This window comes from Paenibacillus sp. LS1 (genome assembly GCF_026013365.1).
GTDB lineage: Bacteria > Bacillota > Bacilli > Paenibacillales > Paenibacillaceae > Paenibacillus.
Genome location: NZ_JAPDOE010000002.1, coordinates 1173860 through 1196743 on the forward strand (window position 1 = coordinate 1173860; position 22884 = coordinate 1196743).

27 protein-coding genes are annotated in these 22884 nt (G+C 44.0%); 2 read left to right on the forward strand and 25 right to left on the reverse strand.

All coding sequences use genetic code 11. The annotated features are described in order from the left end of the window. Positions 1-8: 8 nt before the first annotated feature. From OM416_RS14675 to OM416_RS14745, 15 genes are all read right to left on the reverse strand, one after another. A complete protein-coding gene (locus tag OM416_RS14675; protein WP_264930389.1) occupies positions 9-491 on the reverse strand; it encodes a hypothetical protein in 483 nt (160 codons plus the stop codon). A 196-nt stretch (positions 492-687) separates the two neighbouring features. Beyond that, entirely contained in the window at positions 688-3372 is a 2685-nt protein-coding gene (locus OM416_RS14680) for a YDG domain-containing protein (RefSeq protein ID WP_264930391.1), read from the reverse strand. A gap of 278 nt (positions 3373-3650) precedes the next feature. Continuing rightward, positions 3651-4061, reverse strand: coding sequence for a hypothetical protein (locus OM416_RS14685; RefSeq protein WP_264930393.1), 411 nt, complete (start codon positions 4059-4061; stop codon positions 3651-3653). 41 nt (positions 4062-4102) lie between these two features. Further along, positions 4103-4570, reverse strand: a complete 468-nt coding sequence (locus tag OM416_RS14690; RefSeq protein WP_264930395.1) for a hypothetical protein — start codon at positions 4568-4570, stop codon at positions 4103-4105. Between the two features lie 18 nt (positions 4571-4588). Further along, the gene (locus OM416_RS14695) at positions 4589-5116 is read right to left on the reverse strand and encodes a GNAT family N-acetyltransferase (RefSeq protein ID WP_264930397.1); all 528 of its coding nucleotides are present in this window, start codon (positions 5114-5116) and stop codon (positions 4589-4591) included. Between the two features lie 258 nt (positions 5117-5374). Next, the gene (locus OM416_RS14700) at positions 5375-5863 is read right to left on the reverse strand and encodes a cysteine hydrolase family protein (RefSeq protein WP_264930399.1); all 489 of its coding nucleotides are present in this window, start codon (positions 5861-5863) and stop codon (positions 5375-5377) included. 65 nt (positions 5864-5928) lie between these two features. After that, entirely contained in the window at positions 5929-6639 is a 711-nt protein-coding gene (locus OM416_RS14705) for an AAA family ATPase (protein WP_062833308.1), read from the reverse strand. Between the two features lie 88 nt (positions 6640-6727). Beyond that, positions 6728-7054, reverse strand: coding sequence for a DUF962 domain-containing protein (locus OM416_RS14710; protein WP_264930403.1), 327 nt, complete (start codon positions 7052-7054; stop codon positions 6728-6730). Positions 7055-7190: 136 nt separating this feature from the next. After that, a complete protein-coding gene (locus tag OM416_RS14715) occupies positions 7191-8204 on the reverse strand; it encodes a bifunctional glycosyltransferase family 2/GtrA family protein (RefSeq protein ID WP_264930405.1) in 1014 nt (337 codons plus the stop codon). Then, the gene (locus tag OM416_RS14720; protein WP_264930407.1) at positions 8201-9214 is read right to left on the reverse strand and encodes a phosphodiester glycosidase family protein; all 1014 of its coding nucleotides are present in this window, start codon (positions 9212-9214) and stop codon (positions 8201-8203) included. The genes OM416_RS14715 and OM416_RS14720 overlap by 4 nt, the downstream gene beginning before the upstream one ends. 213 nt (positions 9215-9427) lie before the next feature. Continuing rightward, a complete protein-coding gene (locus OM416_RS14725; RefSeq protein ID WP_264930409.1) occupies positions 9428-10384 on the reverse strand; it encodes a radical SAM protein in 957 nt (318 codons plus the stop codon). A 326-nt stretch (positions 10385-10710) separates the two neighbouring features. Then, positions 10711-11286: a GNAT family N-acetyltransferase gene (locus OM416_RS14730; RefSeq protein WP_264930412.1), complete on the reverse strand. Its 576-nt coding sequence runs from the start codon at positions 11284-11286 to the stop codon at positions 10711-10713. A gap of 81 nt (positions 11287-11367) precedes the next feature. Continuing rightward, positions 11368-12024, reverse strand: a complete 657-nt coding sequence (locus tag OM416_RS14735; protein WP_264930413.1) for a pyridoxal 5'-phosphate synthase — start codon at positions 12022-12024, stop codon at positions 11368-11370. Positions 12025-12166: 142 nt separating this feature from the next. Next, positions 12167-12781, reverse strand: coding sequence for a histidine phosphatase family protein (locus OM416_RS14740; RefSeq protein ID WP_264930415.1), 615 nt, complete (start codon positions 12779-12781; stop codon positions 12167-12169). 119 nt (positions 12782-12900) lie between these two features. After that, positions 12901-13407, reverse strand: a complete 507-nt coding sequence (locus tag OM416_RS14745) for a DUF2569 domain-containing protein (protein ID WP_264930417.1) — start codon at positions 13405-13407, stop codon at positions 12901-12903. A 360-nt stretch (positions 13408-13767) separates the two neighbouring features. Here OM416_RS14745 and OM416_RS14750 point away from each other — a divergent pair, with 360 nt between their 5' ends. Further along, positions 13768-14712: a hypothetical protein gene (locus tag OM416_RS14750; protein WP_264930419.1), complete on the forward strand. Its 945-nt coding sequence runs from the start codon at positions 13768-13770 to the stop codon at positions 14710-14712. Between the two features lie 19 nt (positions 14713-14731). Here OM416_RS14750 and OM416_RS14755 read toward each other — a convergent pair whose 3' ends face one another. The 8 genes from OM416_RS14755 to OM416_RS14785 all read right to left on the reverse strand — a co-directional run bounded on the left by OM416_RS14755 (position 14732) and on the right by OM416_RS14785 (position 20704). Beyond that, a complete protein-coding gene (locus OM416_RS14755; RefSeq protein WP_264930421.1) occupies positions 14732-15025 on the reverse strand; it encodes an RNA polymerase alpha subunit C-terminal domain-containing protein in 294 nt (97 codons plus the stop codon). 228 nt (positions 15026-15253) lie between these two features. Further along, complete coding sequence (locus OM416_RS31910) at positions 15254-15496, reverse strand: DUF4304 domain-containing protein (RefSeq protein WP_413775792.1); 243 nt, start codon at positions 15494-15496, stop codon at positions 15254-15256. 27 nt (positions 15497-15523) lie between these two features. Continuing rightward, positions 15524-16036: a DUF4275 family protein gene (locus OM416_RS14760; protein ID WP_264930423.1), complete on the reverse strand. Its 513-nt coding sequence runs from the start codon at positions 16034-16036 to the stop codon at positions 15524-15526. A 30-nt stretch (positions 16037-16066) separates the two neighbouring features. After that, positions 16067-16618 (reverse strand): NUDIX hydrolase, encoded by a 552-nt coding sequence (locus tag OM416_RS14765; protein ID WP_264930425.1) that lies wholly within the window; start codon positions 16616-16618, stop codon positions 16067-16069. A 163-nt stretch (positions 16619-16781) separates the two neighbouring features. Continuing rightward, the gene (locus tag OM416_RS14770; RefSeq protein ID WP_264930427.1) at positions 16782-17459 is read right to left on the reverse strand and encodes an ABC transporter ATP-binding protein; all 678 of its coding nucleotides are present in this window, start codon (positions 17457-17459) and stop codon (positions 16782-16784) included. Beyond that, positions 17456-18586: an ABC transporter permease gene (locus tag OM416_RS14775; protein ID WP_264930429.1), complete on the reverse strand. Its 1131-nt coding sequence runs from the start codon at positions 18584-18586 to the stop codon at positions 17456-17458. Before OM416_RS14775 ends, OM416_RS14770 begins: the two co-directional genes overlap by 4 nt. A gap of 67 nt (positions 18587-18653) precedes the next feature. Then, entirely contained in the window at positions 18654-20030 is a 1377-nt protein-coding gene (locus tag OM416_RS14780) for a sensor histidine kinase (protein ID WP_264930430.1), read from the reverse strand. Next, positions 20027-20704 carry a response regulator transcription factor gene (locus tag OM416_RS14785; RefSeq protein WP_264930757.1) on the reverse strand — a complete coding sequence of 226 codons (678 nt, stop codon included), beginning with the start codon at positions 20702-20704 and terminating at the stop codon, positions 20027-20029. Before OM416_RS14785 ends, OM416_RS14780 begins: the two co-directional genes overlap by 4 nt. A 290-nt stretch (positions 20705-20994) precedes the next feature. On the opposite strand from OM416_RS14785, the gene OM416_RS14790 reads away from it, so the two are divergent. After that, a complete protein-coding gene (locus tag OM416_RS14790; protein ID WP_264930432.1) occupies positions 20995-21978 on the forward strand; it encodes a cation diffusion facilitator family transporter in 984 nt (327 codons plus the stop codon). A 138-nt stretch (positions 21979-22116) separates the two neighbouring features. Here the strand turns inward: OM416_RS14790 and OM416_RS14795 are convergent, their stop codons facing one another. Continuing rightward, positions 22117-22413 carry an SHOCT domain-containing protein gene (locus tag OM416_RS14795; protein WP_145146591.1) on the reverse strand — a complete coding sequence of 99 codons (297 nt, stop codon included), beginning with the start codon at positions 22411-22413 and terminating at the stop codon, positions 22117-22119. Between the two features lie 62 nt (positions 22414-22475). Then, a complete protein-coding gene (locus tag OM416_RS14800) occupies positions 22476-22859 on the reverse strand; it encodes a hypothetical protein (protein WP_264930434.1) in 384 nt (127 codons plus the stop codon). Positions 22860-22884 lie beyond the last annotated feature (25 nt).

Consider the following 22884-nt stretch of genomic DNA (forward strand, 5'->3'; position numbering starts at 1 on the left):
GTTAAATTTTATATTCCAAAATGCACAATGCATTTCCCATTTATCTCAGCGTACTTTGCCATGTTCGCAACCTTGTGTAATTCATTGATTAATTCTAATTTGCTGTAAACGAGTTTCTCGAAGTAGCCCTTCTGTTCTTCTCCATGAAAACAGTAACTCCCTGTCAGAACAATCGGATCTGTCGCATGACTAAATAGTACAATCCAGGCCCGAATCAGTTGATGTAACTTCAACAATGCATTCTGCTCTTCAATAACCGTTATTCCATAGTTGTTCAGTCCTCTACATCTCGTACAGGTGGACGGATTCCATGAATGCAACCATTGAAGGGAATCATAGATGTATGCAATAAATTCGTCTTCCAGGGTCGCATATTTCTCTGGCGTTAACCCACTTTTATGTATCATGCCGTGAGAGTCCCAAGAGTAGGAAGTATGGATATACTCGTTTACTTCCGCTTTGTTTTCAATCACAAAATGATGCTTCGGCATGCTCACGCCCCCTCACACGCTTCTCTCCCATAGACTCCTCTTAATTCATCATAACCCATGTATTGGTAAATGCGAAGTTGTTTTGAATCGAAAACATCAAAAAGCCTCCACAGTCTTATTCGACAGTGGAGACTCTATTTGCTTCTACACGTTCATCAGAATAGTCACTAATGAAAATGGTCTTCATACATAAATATTAAGGTGTAGCAGTAATCTCCCCCGTACCAACCGTCTGAGTTGCTGGGGCAATATAATTTCCTGCATCAAACCCTGTAAGAGTATACTTAATTGTTATTACTTTACTTGTACCAACAGCTGCATTATTGTATGTCGCTACAGCATTTACTTGTACGTCATCCCCAGAGATCACGTTAGTTAATGCACCTACCGTTACATTTGCTGCAAGAGTTCCATCATATACTTTGGAGAGTATTAATGTAGGAGCCGCGATTATCAATTGCTTTGCAGTGATCACACCAACTACTTCAATATCCTTTGGTGGAGAATAATTCCCTACTTCTACAGGTGGTCCCAATAGAGTATACGATATAGTTATCTTCTTATTTGTTCCTACATTTTCATTATCATAGACTCCTGAAGCACTTACCGTTACGTCATCCCCAGGACAAATACCTTGTTCATCTACACCACAAGATCCAACTCTAGAACCGGCTATTACTGTTGCTTCTGTTGATCCATCATACACTTTGAAAGTGGTGATTAGGTCTATAATCGTCCCCGTATCTGCACTAGATTGTATATAAACAGTGTAGTTCGTATTATTAACCGGAGCAATATATTTGCCACTATCCGTGCCGCCTATTTTGTATACCACAGTTAATAGCCTAGCTTTCTCAGAAGCTAATGTATCATATACCGCCTCTGCACTCACAGTCACATCCTCACCTGGAACAACCCCAACTAATGAACCTGCAGATACGACTACGGATGAATCTCCATTTATCTCATCAAGAGTCAACATCGGTTCGCCGATCGTCAACTGCGCGGCTGTAATGGCCCCTGTCTGGGTTGTATAGTTTGCAGGCGAAATATACTTGGCTGCATCTGCTCCACCTAACGTATAAACTACCGTGATTGTTTTAGCTGTACCTATTGTTGCATCACTGTAGGTGGCAACTGCACTTACGGTTACATGGTCTCCAGCAGCAACTCCGGTTAGTGAATCTGCTATTACTGTAGCCGAAGACGTTCCATCGTACATTTTCTGGGTTGAGAGTACTGGAGTCGAAACGGTTAACTGATTTGTACCAATAACGATCTCTGCCGAAGCCATCGATATATTGTTCGCGAGATCAATGGCATATACGACATACGTACCTGACGCTAATCCCACTGTATTAATTGTGGCATTTACGTTTGCTGTAACAGACTGCTTCTTGCCTAACAATCCTGCAACAGATTGATTAAAACTTGTGATTGTTTTTGGTGTTGTGGAAGGAACCAGATACACATATCCATTCTCATTGCTTCTACCCACCACAGGATCTCCACCTGCAATATAACCACTCGTTACATTGGACAGAGTAGGAGCGACTGTATCCGTTCCACCAGTGGATGGTGAAGTCGCCGGAGCAGTTGGATTAACTGGAGTCACAGTATTTATAACTTTATCCAACAGTCGAATTGTAGTTTCAAAAGTCGTACCATCTTTAGCTACGGAACTTAACGTCACTTTTTCAATAGTTCCCGTGCCTAGAATCTTAGCTACTGCATCTAAGTAAAGATTTACAATAGTTGCGTCCGTCCCTAAGTTAAGTGTCATCCCCGTTGCTGTTACTGCCGCGATAACGTCCTTAACACGGCCTTCAGGAATATCTACCTGAACCCCGCTGCCTTTAACGGTTAAGGAATCAAATGTTCCTTTTAAACCCACTTTCGAACCCACAGGTAATCGCTCAGATAACGTAATCTTGCCGAAACCATTCCCCGTAGTATCCGATTCTTGTAGCGTAGCAGGGGATTGAATGGTTACTTCTCCAACTGTCGTTGAACCTTCTACAATAATGAGAACGGGTCCCTTTTTCTTATCAACGATAAGGGTAGATGCCACGGTATTTTTTAAATAGATGGTACTAACGCCCCCACCTTCTACCCGAGTCACACCTTTGATCGTAACATTCGTAAGGTGTACATCTCCTTCTTCGATACCTTCACTAAATAATAGATTCCCTTTAATGATCATATTCTTCAATGTAACCCCAGCCGCGCTAATGAGCACATCCCCATCAATAGTCTGCGTTCCAACCTCAGGGCCATATGTTCCAGCTAAGCTGTAATCCGTTGCTTTCGCATTGACTGAACGATCCAGCGCAACGACTGCTTCAGCACGAGTAATCGGTTTATTCGGGTTGAAGTTATTATCGTAGCCCTGCAAGATCCCTTTAGCTACAGTAGCATCCACCGAATTTTTAGCCCATGAAGCTATTGCACTCGAATCCGTAAAGTGCTCCCCAGTACTAGCTTCATTCGATAGATCTAGAAGATCATTGATAATAACTGCAACTTCTTGTCTACTAATGGGTTTATTGGCACCGATTGTACCGTCCCTATAACCCTTTATGTATCCAGCTTTTACAGCTTTGGAAACCTCAGCATATGCCCAGTTAGATGAAGTAACATCCTTGAAGGATACAGATGCTGTTTCAGTAAATCCATATGAACGATTAACCAATGAGAAAAACTCTGCTCTTGTTATGGTATTGTTCGGTTTAAAGCTGCCATCTTCATAACCATGAATAAAACCTTTGTCGATCCATTTCGTGATCTGGCTTTCTGCCCAGTTTCCCTCGATGTCTGATACCGAAGACTCGGCGGCACCAAATACTACATTAAACGATGAAAACAACATAACTGTAATCAATAGAGTGGTCACAAGCTTTTTAGCACAATTCATGATATTAGTCCTCTCACTCATAGTATGATTACTGGATCTTATTGGTATTCACTCAACTTAACACAAAGATCAGCAATAGTATATGTTAATTGAAATCCAGTTTTCTGCCGTTTAAATCCAGGACATTTAAGAGTTTGTCGCATATTTTTTTTCAGTTTCCACAGTAAACATTTCTCACGTAAGCTCTATCACAATTCGATTTACATATATAACAAAATGGACACGACATCGTCGCATCCATGACATTAGAACATACTTCGTTTACTCAGAAACACTGTTCCTTCTTCACGATACATCGCTATAAATTCATTGGTCACATGATCATGTCTAAGTGTGCCCATATAGTCTGTACCTGGTTTCTTCGGTCTATAGTCGGAATCAATCGTGTAGATATTGAAGTGCACCTCATCTTCGTCATCTGACATATCTGTATGATCAAAAAGTGAAATCACTTCAGCTTCGCCGAGAAACCTAAATGGAGATTCCTGACGCTCTATAATATAAAAAGGATATGTGATGTTCTCTACCTGAATGATTTCCTGGTATCCTTTAAGCTCTTCAGGTATAAGATCCATGTACTGTCTAGCTACATCTTCTGCCTGAAAGACACCCGAAATCCACTTCAAGTCCCCCTTGGTTGCTACGATAATAAACAAGCTAATCACCTTCTAATTTAAATATTCCTATGATATACGTTTTACTGTTTATCTAAATATTGTGTATATACCTTTAATACGTATTCATTATCTACATCATTTTCATTAGTATCTTGGGTTATCTCACCATAAACATTCGACTTCAAGAAAAGATCTATAATTTCATCAGGCTCACTCACATTCTGAGTTTTGCATCTGAAAGGTAGCTTTTTATTGCTATCCGAGATTAGATTAAATCTTAATTGACTCGCCATAGAATCAAACCATAGATAAAATATCATTCCTCTCTGATTATTCGAATGATTAATCTGATTCTGGCGGTTGGCTATGACATCCATAATAAAACCACGAAAATCAATCAAACTCACCTCATTAGACATTTCTTCTGAAATTGAAATACACCACATATTCATTTGTATTTCTTTCTGAAGTTCTGAATCTGAAGTACCTATATAGATCACATCATGAATAATTTCTTCGAGGTCCTTGAAATATTGCTCTTTAGACATTTAACCAACTTGCTCCCTTCATACTTCTATACCATCAACACGCACAAAAGTCTGGGACAAAATCCGGTGGCTGCCAGCGATGTTGTCAATCTCAATGCTATATTCAGACTCGGTATATTCAATCTGATGTTGCTCATAATACTTTTTCCAGAATGAAACTGCTGCCGCATTGTTAGCAAGCTGTTCTACTTGGAATGTGCCCTCAAATTGAGCAAAAACCAAGTCAACCGCTTGTGCTGCCAGCCCCTGTCCACGATATTTTTTGACCAAGAACAGCTCTTGCACCGTATAATCCACGTCTTTCGGCACATATGGAGGTGAGCACACCAGTACGAATCCAATAACCTTCCCTTCATGCTGAATCAAAAACGGATGTAATTCATCGCGTTCCAGATATAGATAGGTGTTCGTTGGATCATATGTGCCCTCTTTACGCAAATCTTCGCCCGAGAATTCGGACAGATCATATAAATACAAGTTGTACAGGTTGAGAAACAATTCCTTCTGCTCTGGCAAAATGCTTGTGATTTGTACATTCATCATCATTGCCATCCCCCTTTGTTAATTAGTTAGTTAGTGATCTACGCACGACCTTGCCGATGTCCACAGCGCGCTTGCTGTGCCCTGTTCTCAATATATCCTTTCAACTACAGCAGATATAGGCAAAGTTTGGTTTAAACCATGAAGTAACCTTAACTGTCTTAGTGGAAATGTACATTTGTACAAAAAAAAGACTCCTACAGAGTCAGATTATTGGTCCTATCTTTATTTTTCACCATCCCTCCATCTGTATTTATCCAACACTTATTGAATCAGATAATCAACTACAGGATATGAGATCACATTGCGATCTCTGTACGTTGAAATCACTGCTTCGTGACGCGTGCTAAGAATTCCGTTTTGCAACATCACCGGACGGAATCCTCGCTCCATTGCTCCGTTGTAGGTAAATAGAACACATTCCTCTGCAGCAAACCCGGCGATAATCACCAATTCAATGCCATGACTCTTCAACACCTGCTCCAGATCCGTTTGCCAGAAGGCATTGGAAGCTTCCTTGGTAACGGTGAGATCCTTCTCAGTCACATCCACCTCGGGAATTATACGATACTCTTCCGGTTTGGCCTTCTCCATGCCCTCCACATCCTGAACGTGAACGACCACATGATCACTTGATCGCAGCACGTTAGCCACATGGTTAATGTACTCGCAGGCATGGTCTATCGAAGTCTGGTCCATCTTTTTACGCACAATACTCTCTTGCATATCAACAATAAGCAAACCTACTTTCATCCCATCTCTCCTCACAAATAAATTTTGCGCCTTGTAAATTCCCTTGCTTACACGGAAAACTTAACTTAATCCTTAAATAATTCATTCAGCATCCGGTCTCGGTTCTCCAGAAAGCTACGGGTAATCTGGTAGTGATCAGTATCCTCATAGGCTACCTCTTGAATATGGCTATCGTCAAAACTTAAAATTTCCGCCCCCGGATACCCCAGCAGAATGGGTGAGTGCGTCGCAATAATGAATTGCGAAGTGCCAGACAGATCATGAAGGATACGCAATAAGGAGAGCTGTCTAGCTGGAGATAAAGCGGCTTCGGGCTCGTCGAGCAGATAGATGCCTTTGGAACTGAAGCGGTTGACGAACAGGTTGAGAAAAGATTCTCCATGGGATTGTTCATGCAATGAACGCCCTCCATAATATTGAAGCGACTCTGGCATCTCATCCACATGTGATGCAAATTGATAGAAAGATTCAGAGCGCATGAAGAAGCCATTCGTTATTTTGGGCAGCCATGCCAGTCTTAAGTAATTCCCGAGCGAGGATTCCGAAGCATGTGTCTCATAAGCATTATTCCTGCCGCCCCCTGCGGTATTGAATCCACATTGATGAGCGATGCCTTCCAGCAGCGTAGATTTCCCAGAACCATTTTCACCTACAAAAAAAGTAATGTTATTCGTGAGCTCCAATCGTTCCAAGGACTGGATCGCGGGGATGTCAAAAGGGTATTGGTCCCGATTCTCGATCTTGGCCGACATGAGTTCTACACTTCGAAGATACATAATCAACCTCCCACCTTTATTTTATATAAGTTCAACTAAAGAATATTTACACACCAACTTCGCACTTATCTTCCTATTCACATTCAGTTCACTCTGATTGGTCAAGCCACGGACGAATGATATCCTTACGGGTAATGATCTCAATCGTCTTCATGAAAAACCAGGTAAACCCGGCATAAAAACCGATATGAGGATAACGAAAAGCTGCGGGTTTATTGCCTTCATAATAGAAGTGCCCAATCCAGGATAAAGCGTAATGGATGACAGCGAGTAGCAGCGTGACTTTGATATTAACAAACAAAAAAATCCATGCCACAAAGGCCGACAAAAACGCGAAATAATGCAAAATGCGGTTGTTCCGATCCTGATGCTCCTGAAGATAATAACGCAAGTCCTTGCGCACACGATTCAACATCGGTTCACGTCCATTTCACCTTGATCTGTGATCACTGCTTCTCGTTCACCCTTCTCCATCGTACCCTATAAAGGGGTGCATATGAAACCGTTTCAACCAAAAAAAGAGCAAGCCATAAGCTCACTCTCTCTTCAGGTTAATAGACAAATCTGCGCTGCGCCCAATAGCTGAACAGGAAGATGGACACCTCGGTCAATAGCTTGGCTGCGAGTAGCGGGATAATCAGTTTTTCATTATAAAAATACAGTAAACCATAGTTTAATAGCAGTACCAGTAGGACAAGTGAGAAGTATTTGGGCAAAGACTGCCGAATCTTCGAAGTTCGTCCTGCGGAGAACACATACTTCCGATTAATCGTATAGTTGAAGATGGAGCTGCACAGCCTTGCTGCGACAACCGACAGAAACAGATTATGCGTAAAATACTGAATGACGAACAGTAATCCAAAATCAATCAGAGCAGACAGCACCGAAGATGTGCTGAACATCAGGATCGGCATATAGATCCGGAATGAATCGACCAACGGGCGGAAATGGGAGGACTCATTGTGATCCAGATACACCGTATCTATGAACTCCTCCGTAATCTCATACCCTTCCTTGTGTGCCGTTAACAGCATGTTCATCTCGTATTCAAACCGTTCCCCCGGAATCTGGTTCAACCAGTCCAGCATGGCGTAAGGAAAACCGCGTAGACCGGTCTGCGTGTCATATACTTTGGTACCTGTCGTGAGGGAAAAGACCGCCCGTGTGACTGTGTTGCCAAAACGACTGCGTGCTGGAATTTTACCGCTGAAGCGACGGCTGCCGAGTACAATTCCTGGTGTCGTCTGTACGAGCAGCACTTCGAAGATACGCTTAATATCATGTGGCAGATGCTGTCCGTCACTATCTGCGCACACCACACCGCCCTGTGGTCCGTACTCCTTAATATATTGAAAGCCCGTCTTCAACGCCCTGCCCTTACCCAGATTGACGGGATGTGTCAGGACCGTACAGCCATAGGCTTCTGCCGTTTCAAAAATTCCACGGTAACCAGGGCCGCTGCCATCATCCACAATCACAATGGGTCCAAGTTTGAATGTCTGCAGTTGCAGAACAAGATTCAGTAAACGTACATCGGGTTCATATGATGGAATTAATATCGTCATGATCCTTGTCCCTCCGTCAGATATAGAATGTCACTTACGCCACGTTCCTGGTTACGCCCCAGCGGATTATTGACGACTCTGCCCATAAAATACATCGTGGATGAACCGCCGCCGTCCAGATTGTAGGCTTCAGTTGCCCCGAGGCCTTTCATGACATCAGCCAGTTCTGCCAAGGTCATGCCACGGCTGTCGTCCTGCCGTCCGTCCACCACCACGAAGACGTAATGATTCGGAGCAATCATGCCGATCGCTGTTCTTGGATTTGCATCCTGGATGGAGCGGTTGCCGAAGTTGTTATCGATTTTCACACTGCTAAAATCACTGACGATCTCGCCATCCTGAATCAGAATCGGTCCAAAGGATAGCGTATTGGTTGCACCTTCGGCTAGCAGTTCCGAGGAAGAAATCTCGTTCTCGTTATAAGTTTTCATAGTTCCGTCGTTGAACAGGGCAAATGCATCCCGCGTTGGGCTGTCTCGATACAATGTTCCATTGCGGATAATGACACCATCATCGCGGAATCCGTAGTAGTCACCATTAATGGCAAAGATCGCATTGTTGGCAGCGGCAATCTCTGACGTATTCTCGGTAATGTTAGTACCAAAACTATTATCTGCCAGCGCAGTTCGCAGGCTGCTTGCATCCGTTACCTGAACATCAGCGACATAATAGGTAATCTGATCCGAGCCTGAACCAGTCTGTACCTTTTCAATACTAACTTTCATATCATCACTCGAATAATTCCAATCATCTGATGTTGCATTCACTTCCGTCGCGGTGGTCGAAGTACTGCTGGAATCATTGTTAGTGCCAGTTGTTGCCGTTGCTGTGTTCTCATCCGCTACAACCACCTGTACATGCCGGATCAGGTAACGGTCAGCCAGACTATACAGAATTCCACCTACCGCGAGCACGATGACAAGTGTGATGATGAGCCATCTGCGCTTTCTTGGGGAAATCGGTCGTTTATGTGGGTCTTTCCGGGTTGGTTTCTCATAGATCTTCATCATGTGAAGCTCACCTCTTCATCTAAGTTCTTAATGCCATATTAGGCCGAGTAGCTTAAATGAATCTGAAACCATATCAAAAAAGGTCATCCGTTTTCCTATTGAGGAAATCAGATCACCTTAATTTCAATCTATACAACCCTAAAGGCCACTAATACCGTGTACATATTCGTTCAACATACATATAACATATCTTCAATAGGTCTTGCTATTCTGTTATACATCTGCAAATAGAGCATCGTATGCAGGACAAGGCCGCTTTTCCAAAAATTCCGTTAACGCTGGTGGCTGTTGGGCGTAGATATCCTTCAACGACGTTCCGTTATAGATGTTGCCAATCACGATAGGATGGCATAACTCACAGATGAGAATATCCCCGTTGCCGTGCAGGTGCAGCTGTTTCGTGCCATCCACACAATTCGAGAAATACACACCGGGTTGTTCACGCAAATTCAACTGTTCAGCGAACCGATCCATACAGGTAAAATAGAGCGTTGTATCTGGTTTCTTATGTTCTATCAGTTCCGTTACAGATCGAATGAGGGACTCTCTGGATACAATCTGACTCCAATCGGTATGCGGCATCTTAATGCTGTTCTGGATCTCATGGATGCGCACACCCAGGTCATAGACCTTATCGCTAATGGCCTGCATGTTCGCTTGGTTACCTTCAAACAGTAACGTTTCCAATACCGTCTCCAGACCAGCTTCCGTACACAAACGGATATTCTGCTCCAGTCTCTCATACATGCGAGGATGCACACGGTAGTACGCAGCATAGGCCTCCGCATCCGTATAATTGAAAGAGATATGAATGTTGGACAATCCTACATCACGCAATGCGAGAATCCGTTCTTCTGTCAGCAGACTGGCATTACTATTCAATTGCGTATCAATGCCATGTGCCGCACAGTACGTCACAATCTCCAGGCAATCCTGGTATTTCAGAGTAACTTCTCCCCCTGACAATCGCACTCTCTTGAGACGAGGAAGCTCACTAATAATACGGATGACTTCCTCACTATTGATACATGCTCCATCATCCCGATTGTAGGCGCAGCAATAGTCGCATTTATAATTGCAGTTCGATGTCACTCCCACCTCAAGCCCTTCCAGCTCATAGACGCCGGGGGTTTCCAGTTCGAGTGATTTATATTTGTTTTTGGCTATCAATTCGTTGTACCTCCTGGTTCCTTCATTCTATCCACGTTTGGATAACTTGAAGATTATAGCGGAAGGCACCCAGTTCACGATATGACATTATGTACGTTGGTTGTTAAAAACAAAAATAAAACCCATTTCCTCAATGATCAGGAATGGGCCAGAGCTTGGCATGAATTAGACAATATAAAATACGATAGCTTGACCTTTTGATGCAGCAATTTAAGCTCTTTCTTACTTCTGCTTTTATTGTGTACCACTGATAAATTCAGGATTATAGGAAAATCCATGGCTCGCCAGCATGATAAATGACACACGACTTTTCAACAACACGTTCTTTATTTAATACGAGTATAGAAGTCTTCTTTTAAAATAGCATACATCTTCAGATCCTGAAGTTCATTTTTCACCTTCATGTATTTCCGTAAAATACCTTCGAATTGCATGCCTGCCTTCTCCATGACCTTGGCTGAGCCCATGTTCTTCACTAAACATCTGGCCTGAATTCGCTCTAACCCCACTTCGTCAAACCCAAATTGGATGATTCGTTTCACTACCTCGGTCATTAAGCCTTGATTCCAATATTGATCAGATAACACATATCCCAGCTCAACTCTCCTGTTATCGCTATCACACCCTAGATAGTTACAACTACCAATCAGCCTCTTGGTTTGTTTATCTTCAATCCCCCACGGGCCTATTAGATCTATTTCATAGCGACTCATGACAAAATCTAAAAAAGCTTTGGTGTCTTCTTTGCTCTGATGCGCGTCCCAGGTAGTGAACTCCGATACAGCAGGTACAACGCAATAACTGTACATATCATCCAGATCATCATAGGTGAGAGGTCGGAGTAATGTCCGTTCGGTTGCCAACACGGGAAATGTTTCGAAGAAACTTTCAATCGTTTTCATAGATTTATCCTCCCTCAGATTGTTATGAAAAAGAAACACACAGCAGCTCGCTTCATCTTGCCTGACTCATCTGTTCTAAAATTAAGGCCACAATCTGAGTGTCTTCCACTGCCCATCTTGCTCTACATATTGGACTCGTACATGCTTGCGCTCCGAATCTCCCTGCCAAAACTCCACTTCTTGTGCATTCACAGCATATAATCTCCAATGAGGTGTAACGACACTGGGGTCACGTCTTATCTTTTCTTTCTGAGCTTCAATGGAACTATCCAGTAATTCTTCACTATCCAAAACCTCACTCTGATGGCCTGTCATAGTAACTGCTCGCGCTCCAGCTGAACGTTTGCGGAAATCATCAGCGCCCGCTTCATCTCCCCGATCCTCGGCTATTCCCCTTATCCGAATCTGTCTTCCAAGTGAAGGCCAGTAGAATGTCAGAGCTACATGAGGATTCTCCTTCAACTGCTGTCCTTTTCTACTCTCCGAACTGGAGGCAAAATAAAACGTTTCGTCGATTACGTTTTTCAAAATCAACACCCGCGCATCAGGGTAACCATCATGATCCACGGTCGAGATCGTCATGGCATGAGGTTCTTTCACTTCGTTCTCAACTGCCACTCTCAACCAATCCAAGAATAGCTTCCCTGGCCGCTCCGGCAACTGCCCCATATCCCACGTTGGAAATGGTTCAGATAAAGACTTCAAATGTTGTAGCAGTTCAATGGGTTGATCAGTCATGCCATCGCCTCCGTCTTCTATTTAACTATCCGTTTATTTTTATCCTTTACTCTCCGCTTCCCATGTAAACAGATCATTGTCTTCTTCCAAATAAATACCCAAGATCATTCATGGTTCACCCATTCTTGTTATAGAAAAACGACTAATCTAGATGACTCAACACATTTGCGTTGCTAAGTTTCCAACCATGCCTTCCCTTTTCAATGGTATGTACACTGGTATTGTCCATGGGATAAAAACCGGACTTATTGCTCCATTCCCTATTCTCAAGCAGATAATACAGGATGTTAATCACTCCGCCGTGAGTAATTAACAGAACATTGGACCTGACTGTTTGTTCCTCTATATCTCTAAGAAGATTCTCGAAAGATATGCTTATCCGGTTATAAAAATCTCTCGGACTTTCTCCTCCCGGAAAAGGCGAATCCATCTCAAGGGTATTGAAATAAACCCCTGGGTAGTTCACTTCAGCATCCTTATGGAGCATGCCTGCCAATTCTCCGTTATTCATCTCACGCCAATCTTTCATTAAGATAGCCTGCATGTTTAACTGTTTCTCCATTTCCCGTGTAGTCTGCACTGCACGAGGAAGATCACTGCTCATGATCGTATGTATGTTGTACTCCTCAGCATGATGATGCAAATGCTCTCCCAGTTTCTTCGATTGAATACGTCCCTGTTCCGTAAGTCCACGATCACTCCATCCGCCTCGATACCCTTCCTCATCCATCCCATGCCTTACCAGATAAATTTTCAAGATCTCTCCTCCTTTTCACATTGAACAGGCTAACTATATATGTAACTGGTTTCGCTTGTATCAAATAAACCCGACCTCAGATAGCTTCTATCCAAGATCGGGCATTTCCTGCTTACCATTTATCTTACAAATGTGTTATGAACTCGCTCGGATTTGATAAAATAAGGAATCCAGATGGCACAAGTAATGACAGATTTCACAATCTCCTGTATTCCACTTCCATCTTCCAATTCCCGCATCATAGGTATCTGAAGTACGAGTATATAATCAACCATATAGAGCACCAAACTCACACTGTAATAGATGATCATTAACCGGGGTAAGATTGCTTTTTTTCTATAAAAAGTTACAACTATATATATGGTGAACAATAAAAAGACCACATTATATATAGCTTCAAAAATAATTAATGGCCCCCACAGAACGTGATAGTATTCGGAGTCCTTGGAAACAAATAAGTCCCACATTTCGGATGTTAATGCTGGTAACGTGTTTTGCATCAACTGTACTGCGAGCAGGATAATGGTAAGAAATAATCCAATCTGGATGAGAATCAGCCAACCACCCAATCCCGATACACCTAGTGGACGGTAGTCTGTTTTTTGCTCATGAATATGTGGTTCCACCTTGTAACACTTCCTTATGTAGTTTTGTTTTTCTGAGATGAGTCTTCCTCGTAATATTGCCAATTGAATCTACGGATAATTCTTTCACCCTACTTTACGTGCGTTGTATGTATTCTCACACTTTCCTTATAGGTACCTCTCCATCCTTCTTTTAAATAGAATTTTACACAACTTCCTTATTGTACTACGAGTGTCAAGAACAAAGCATCCATTTTAAACCATCGTATTCAGATGCTGCAAAAGCCAAAAAAGACCTTCGCTATACTTCCGCCATGTTCAGCAAAGTTCACGTACGTCATAATTGCTCTTATACAGATGCAGATGGTGACTCTGCATTTGACTACGAAGGAGGATATGGATATGACCAATCCTAAAGTAAAACTTTTACCTTTTGCCGACATTTCGAATTATGTCGAGGGCTTCGATATCGTTTCCACCCAGTGGGGTGGTGATGGCCTTGTCTATGTGCTGCTGCTGAATCAGATCCCCGAAAGAGAGCGAGGTATGTTCGTCCAAAGTAAATTGAAGCAAAGCTATACGTACAAAGTGCTTATTGTGACAGATCAAACTATCGAGGAAGTTGTCATTTGGGGACAGACGTTCAATTATCATTACGTACAACCATTACATGATCATCTGCTGCTCGTCGGAGCACGGTGTGCGAATTACGGAAATGAAAAGTTTGATCTGAATGCCAAAGTGTGTGATCTGGACGGAAATACGATCCGCGAGTTTCTGTTGGGAGATGGTATCCAAAGTGTACAGGTCGCAGAGAAGGGAACGATCTGGACCAGTTACTTCGATGAAGGGGTGTTTGGTAACTACGGATGGAGCGATCCAATTGGTTCAAACGGTCTGTTGGCCTGGGATGAGCACGGTAATAAAGTGTACGAAAATAGCGCAGCTGATATTGCAGATTGTTACGCACTCAATGTGGTGAATGAGAAGCAGGTCTGGTTCTACTTCTATACCGATTTTGAACTCGGTTGTATCTCAGGGGGAACCAGTGAACCCGACGTTACATTCATGAATCCAAACATCTCCAGTTCCTCCGGCTTCAGTACGGATGGTTATCATTTCTTGTTCGATGCAGGGTACGGTAAACATGGTACGTTTGTGCTTAAGAAAATGGAGAAGCCCGGACGATTGAGCAAGGGGCAGCAAATTGAATTTCTAAATGAAGATGATCAGCCCTTCAAGCAGGCACGGCAAGATTTTCGCCAACATCGTCTGCTACTTAGTGAAGGTAACTTGTTATATCGGGTAACGATGGAGGAGATTACTTCCGCTTCTCGTTTGGATTAAATGACAGGAGTGAAGAGGGTTATTTCTTAAAAGACAATCCCTCTTCTTCCAATGCGTTCCGCAGTTTGGGCATGGCAGACGGTCCGATTCCGTGCAGCTTCAGAATCTCTTTTTCTGTGTACTCCGCAAGTTGCAGTAGTGTCGTAATACCTTCATTCTCCAAGGCGCGTCTGGCGGGAGCAGACAACAAGACTAGAAATCCCTCTGTCGGTTTACGTTCAGCTTCGCACGTTGGACAGGTTGGACAGTCGCTTTTTTTATAATACGAATGTCCTTGTTCGCATGTTCTGAATGTTCCTTTATCGTTTGCCATGTGGATGTCTCCTTCTGAATTAAGTATTGCTATGCTACATTTGGATAAGCTTACAATCCATACTCGGCAAATACGGCTGAATATTTCTCTTCTAATATCGCCCAGCGCTTTTCGGCTCCGTATTTGGTGTGCAGTTGCTGTAAATAATGCTTGGCTTCTTCCGTATCGCCGGCTTTAGCAGGACGCGGAAGGGGCTATTTCTCTGATTCGGCAGGTAAAATGAGATATTTACTCCGATATGTCTCCATTCAATCCAACGGAATGCATCTCCGCAAGCTCGGTGGAATGAACACCACAATTAACATAAAACTGGACTTGACTACTGGTGTTAACCTTTGCTCTTTGAATGTTGAACTTATATGTGAGGTTTCCATCCGCTTTGTAGAAATTCAGATTCTTCTTGGAATAGCCGTGTTTGGCAAATAAGGGTTTGACGTCTGTATGGATGATCTTCTTAAAAAGTTCCTGTATAAGATATCACTCCCCATTTGTTCAAAATCATGCTTGTTCTATTTTATAAAAATAAGGGCCACACATGGATTCGTGCGTATACACGTACGTCCATGTAAACGCTCGGTCGAAGATATAGATATCCTGCTCCGAATCAAAATCCGCTGCAATGACCCGATTCGCGTTTTCGTATAAAAGCACCCAACCACCACTTTCATACATCACATATACTTCATCTTTCGGCTCGGCATCGAAAGCATCTCGTGCTTCATCATGTGTCAGACATTTTTGTTGCTCATAACTGAACAAATGCCACTTGTACTGGCTATAATGGATAGACGCTTTGACCACATCATCGATATTATGGGCAAATACGCTGTCCCATTGCTGTACAATCCCTTCGGATTCCTCATACAGTTCGTATACGACAACCCCTTTATCCTGCAAATTCTTCTTGAACATATATTCCTGATGGATACGCTCAATCCCCCAATATGCTCGGTTCAGTTCCATTTCGGGTAACGCATCCAGCAGCTCGTTAATTTTATCTCGAATCATCATTACCTCCGTAAGGTATTGGAATTAGATCATCTAGTTCTTGCCTGACTGTTTAGCTTCATCTCGAAGTACATAAGCCAGTTTGTACATCTCTGCAATGTCATGTCTGTTCTGTTCCTGGAATCTTCGGATCGCTTCATCAATCTCTACCACTTCCACTGCAACCACCTGCTCGCCATCTTCCGGATTCAGCGGATCACCGACAAGTTCAACATCTCCATATCCGATGATTCGTACGAAATGGGGATGCGAGATATGCGGTCGATACGGTTCCAACGCACTGGATGTACAGTGGAATTGACCGAAAATCTGATAAGACCGCATTTCTGCCCCAAGTTCCTCCATCAGTTCGCGTTTTAGCCCATCCATATACGGCTCACCCGCTTCAAGCGTGCCTCCAGGCAGCTCCCAATCTCCATTATCCAGTTGAAAGACGACACATTGATCCCCGACAAACGGAATGATGCTAATATTACTCACCAGCTTTTCATCCACGATCTCGTTTAATCTGAACTCTGCCTCAATAATTCCCCAATGAATTGACGTACTCAGCGCCGGATATAATTCCGCACTCAAGCTACTCATCCGCACCCGATCCTCTCTATCTAATTCCACTATTCTTCCAATTATAGTCGAAAACACAGAAAGAAGGCCACTTTCCCACCGGGAATACGTGACCCTCTTCTTATACTCTCTGCCCTTAAGCCTTGGATCAGTATTCTCTCCAGACGCTCAGACCATTCTCCTTCTAATGCTGCACCAGTTTTCCCTTTTCCAAAAAAAGAACCCGGCTACAGAGCGGCAAGATCCGCTCATCATGCGTAACCATCACTGCACTCTTGCCCTGCTCTTTCACGAGCCGTGCAATCATGCCGACAATATCCAGCCCACGTTCCGCATCCAGGCTGGCTGTTGGTTCGTCCGCGAGCAGGACAGCCGGATCGTTCATCAACGCCCGTGCAATGGCGACCCGCTGACGTTCTCCGCCTGACAGCTTCTCCGCATATGCCTTCCGCCGATGAGTCAAGCCTACCGTACCCAGCAGCTCATCCACTCGTTTCTCCGCCTTGTTTTTCTCCGTTCCGGCGAGCTTCGCGACCACCATAAGTTGTTCTTCTACTTTCAGATACGGAATGAGGTTGGCACTTTGAAAAATAAAACCGAGCTGCTGAAGTCGTACATCGGATATATCCTGTTTGCTTTTGCCCATAATAGAGGCCCCATCCAGTAGAACCTGCCCTTCCGTTGGTTCAAGAAGTGCGCCAGCAATGGACAGGAATGTACTTTTGCCCGAGCCGGAAGGCCCCATCACAGCTACAAGTTCCCCTTCAGCAACCTCAAGATCCAGCTTGTCCAGAATTGTGCGTTTGCTGCCGCCATCTTCAAAGGTCTGTGTAATTCCCTGCAATACCAATCGGTTTCTCATGCTGCTGTCCTCCCAATCGCATCAAGCGCATCAATTTTGGTAACCTTCCACACCGAGAATAACGAACCCGCCACAGACATGAGTATGAATAATACACAGGTCAGTGCGAGGGTGGATAAACCTAATTGAAACGGCATCGATGCTGGCAATATGGACTCAAACAGTCGAACCAACAACACGCTGATCACCAGACTGCCAATCGACAGAACCAACACTTGCAACGAAACACTACCCGCCAGATAACCATTCCGAGTTCCGATGGCTTTTAATATGCCGAACTGACTCGTTTTCTGAATCGTGATGACATAGAAGAATACCGCAAGTACAAACGCCGAGATGACATATAGAAAAGCGATCATCATGAGCAACGATCCCTGCTCTTCCTTATATCCAGGGATGGCCGATACGGCATCCGACTTCGTAATGATTTCTGTATTAGGCATTGCAGCATTCAGGCCGTCTACCTGCTCGCCTGCACCCTTAATCGCAATGGCATTGTACACAGGAGCATTAGCATTGGTGTCGGCTGAACCTTGCGAAGTTCGTGAACCTCCTTGAAACGTAAGCCATTCCTGTTCATTCAGGAACACCACTGGGGAGTGACTGAAGGACTCATTTTGAACAAATCCACCCACAGTCCACTCCGTTCCCGAAGCTTGATCAACCAGGACGGTACCAATGGTGACGCCAGATTCAGACAACTTATGGTCCACCACAACCTGCCCGTTTGTCTGATCTGTAATCGGAGACCCTTCGGTAACGGTTGGAGCAAGCCAACCTTCCGGATTAACCATGAACAGCGTGACATCGATCTTTTTCGTGTCGCCGGTTGGACTGACGGTTGTCATTTTCACACCGAGCGGCTCAGCGTTCTCTTTCCCTACCACGGAGCGAGCTTGATTAAGTTGATCCTGATCCACTTGTGACCGGGTAAACCGATGATTCGAATCCTGTTCCAGCACAAAATGGGTTGCTGCCATATTTTTGACCGAAGCTGCGTTATCGTAAGCCAGCCCCTGTGCAAGACCTGTAACAAAAAGTACCAGAAATGAAACCAGCACCATGATTGTAGCAATTAAGGCATAGCGCCCTTTGGCATACCTCATTTCCCGAATAGCCAAGTACATGTTCTGTGACCTCCCTCTTGATAACCCAAGTATAGGAGGCGAAAATGAACGGCAAATGAATAACAGATTACATCTGCGGAAGGGTCACGGTGAAGACCGTACCCTCAGGCGAACTGGAAACTTCGATTGTACCGTCATGAATTCGAATAATTTTCTGCACAATGGCAAGTCCAAGCCCGGTTCGTCCTGAAGAACGTTCCCGCGCACGGTCCACCCGATAGAATCGATCGAACAGGAAAGGCAGATGCTCCGCAGCAATCCCGTCTCCTGTATCCCGAATCTGAATCACACACTGGTTATCTGTCTGCTCGGCATGAATCTCGATGCTTCTTCCCTGTGGCAGATGATTCACTGCATTACCCAGCAGATTCATCCACACTTGCAAGAGTAGCACTTCATTGCCCACTAGCTGGATGGATTCGGGCACCGATATCCGAAGCAGCAGTTCTTTTTCCTCAAGCTGCCATTGCAGCACCTGAACCGCTTGCCGGAATTGATCTCGCAAAGAGAACTTTACTTTGCTCAGATCTTCGTTCCCTTGTTCTAGGGAGGACAGGAGAAGCAGTTGTTTGCTGAGCAAAGAGAGATGACGGCTCTCCTCCTCAATGATCGATGCATAGTGCTCTCGTTCCTGTTCAGGCAGATCCCGATCCGCCACCAATTGGGCAAACCCCTGAATTGAGGTCAGCGGTGATTGAATCTCATGGGATACATTCGATACAAACTGCTGTCGCGCCTGATCTACCCTTTCCAATTCACGACTCATGGTCATGAAATGCTGGGCCAGCTGTCCAATCTCATCACGCCGTGCGGTAGGTAATCTCAGATTATATTTTCCTTGCGCAATGCGTTTGGTTGCCTCGGACAGTCGTTCAATGGGATTGACCAGATAGCGGGTACTAATCAGAAAGATCAGGATACTAATACCTATCGTAAATGCTCCAATCAGCGCAAAAAAGATCCGCAGCTCACCGAATTGCAGAATTACATCCGGACGCATAAAGAGAGCATAATTCGCATTGTCCAGCTGTAGATGAACACCCACGGTATTGCTTAATTGATTATCGAAGAAACCGGTAATGAACGGTTTGCTTGGAAACTGGGCAACGCCATGGTATACCTCACCACTTAGCACCAGTTCTACAGCTTGCTTGTCCAGATCTTTTTCACGGAATTCACGGCCGTAGAATTGGTCGTTGCCTTTTCCATCCGTCACATAGATTTCGTACCCGAGTGCGGCGGCATTGTTCAAATACTGCTCCATCGTGCCGGGTTGCTGTTCCACAAATTGCTTCATTTGCGTCGCGATGCCCACCAGCTTCTCATCATTGAAATCCTTGAGCTTTGTATGATAGTAGATGTTGGACAAAAGAAAACCGAGCATGCCGCTGACCATAATCACCGCAATTGTAATGAGGAATACCCGGACGTACAAGGTCCTCAAGGTGATTTCACCTCCATCTTGTAACCAATGCCCCGCACAGTCTGAATGACAAAATCGTCCGTATAATCGGCAAAACGATCACGCAGCCGCTTGATGTGCACATCAACGGTACGGTCATCTCCTTCGTAGTCTGCTCCCCAAACGAGCCGAATGAGCTCATCCCGCGAGAACAACCGCCCTGGAAACTGGGCAAGCTGTGAGAGTAATTCGAATTCTTTCATCGGCAAAAAGAGAATGGATTGCCCATCGGTAACCTCCACATTGTTACGGTCAATGACGATCCGGTTCATACGGATGATATCGCTGGATGTGCGATGGTACCGACGAAATAAAGCCTTTACCCGGTAGACTAATTCTTCCGGTTCAAATGGCTTAGTCACATATTCATCTGTTCCTTTCAAATAACCATCTCTCTTGTCCGATAGTTGATCTCGAGCCGTCAGCAACATAATGGGAATGTCGTAATGCTGTCGAATGTAATCACATAACTCCAGTCCATCCATGCCTGGCATCATCACATCTAAGATTGCCAGATCGATCGGTGTTTCTTGCATCAGTTTGACCGCTTCCAGTCCGTCCTGCGCTTCATGTACCCGATACCCTTCCTTGGTCATGACATGCCGCAGGAGTGCTCGAATATTGGCATCATCGTCTGCCAGCAGCAGATGTTTCATATCGTTGTCCGCCCTTCTATGTAGCGAGTACATCTCACTTTGATCCTGCACAGATGGTAGCATAAAAGCAATCTTATTCGCCAGCACATGCATGGAGACACCTTGGACATGTTTATATTTTCTTAAATCTGGTTGACACTATTATGAGGCGCAACTATAATAAAACCATAACATATGAACATACGCTCATATATTCATTTGTAGGTGATCACACATTGCCAAGAATCATCTATATTTCACACTAGAAATCATATTACATAACGGAGCCTCGCTCCAAAGGAGGATTTTATATGTCCGGACATCATCACGATCATAACCATGGCCACGATCATGGACACAACCACGCTCACACAACCAATAACAAAAAAGTACTATTGTTTTCCTTCATTATTATTACCATCTACATGGTCGTTGAAGCCATCGGGGGATTCGTCACCAACAGTCTAGCGCTCATCTCCGATGCGGGTCATATGTTGTCCGACTCCATTGCACTAGGGATCGCACTACTGGCGTTTACCTTTGGTGAAAAAGCAGTAAATACCGGCAAAACCTACGGCTACAGACGCTTTGAAATTTTGGCCGCTACGTTAAACGGAATTACGTTAATCGTCATTGCACTCTACATTTTCTACGAAGCGATTGGTCGTTTTATCAACCCGCCAGAAGTGGCAACCGTAGGCATGTTAATCATCAGCGTCATTGGATTGCTCATCAATATTCTGGTGGCCTGGATCATGATGCGTGGTAGCGATACCGAGAATAACCTGAATATGCGTGGGGCTTATCTCCATGTCATCAGTGACATGCTGGGATCGGTTGGGGCCATTGCGGCGGCACTGCTCATGATGTTCTTTGGCTGGGGTTGGGCCGATCCACTGGCGAGTGTGATTGTCGCGGCACTGGTATTGCGTAGTGGTTTCTATGTCACCAAATCATCCCTTCATATCTTGATGGAAGGTACACCGGCCAATGTGGATGTGAATGAACTGGTGCAAACCATTAAACAAGTCGATGGCGTCAAAGGTGTGCACGATGTGCATGTCTGGTCCATTACCAGTAACCTGAACGCGCTGACCGCTCATATCGTGGTGGATGGAACGATGGATGTCTATGCATCCGAGATCCTGGTTCAGAAGATTGAACATATGCTGGAACATAAAGAAATCAAACATGTGACGCTCCAAGTGGAGTCCGAAAAACATCTGCATGACACCTCGGTACTATGTACCGTTAAAGGTGACGCACCAGATGCTCATGCGCATCATCACCATTGAGATGAGTAACAAAATATAGTTATAACAAAAACAGGGCAGATTCCCGTTAAAGGGAACGCCCTGTTTTTGTTTGCAGAAGTTCAGCTTATTTCATGAATGGAAAATGGTATAGCCTTTACCTTGTCCGCAATCTCTGGACTACTTGTATCTGGAGAGTAATTTCTCTTTCTTTTGATCGAATTCATATTCCGATATGATATTTTTTTCTTTTAATTCACCTAGCTGAAGCAGTTGTTCATGTACATTCACAGGGGTCTTTTTTCTCTTGCTAGATATGACTAGGGCTAGAATTGAGAAAAGCAGACCATACAGTACACCCAGAAGTCCCAAACCTGCCGCTGCCTCCGCACTTTCTTGCGAACCATCTAAAAAAACTGCTATTAATAAAAAATTGAGTACGAACCAAATAAGGCTGAAGATCGATAATGCTTTCAATGAATGTTCCTCCTAAATGTTATGTATGTTTCTATCAAAATCAGGAAAGGCCGGTCAGAAGACTAAATATCAATCTCGTCCCAGTTCACTATGACGTATCCAAGCTGAAACAGCAGAATCATAATATAACTGATGTTGATTCCTAAGCTGGTCTTAACTTTCTTGATCTGATCTAATAAATCCTCTTTGTTCATTTTTCCGCGTTCCAGCTTGGACTTCATCTTTTGTTTTTCTTTCCATAACAGCACCAACTCGATTACACCAAATACACCCCATACCAATGTAAACATCAATAAAGACGCACTTGCACCCGACAACAGCATAAGGGAACCTTCATCCAAACCTTTCTCAATTCCTAGCTTAAAGCTTACATTCACACTCAAAGTCAGAATGACTAAACCAAAACCTATAAAACTTAAATACGGTGTGAATTTGTTGCTTCGCATGTTCTCTTCCTTTCCGGCAATCTCC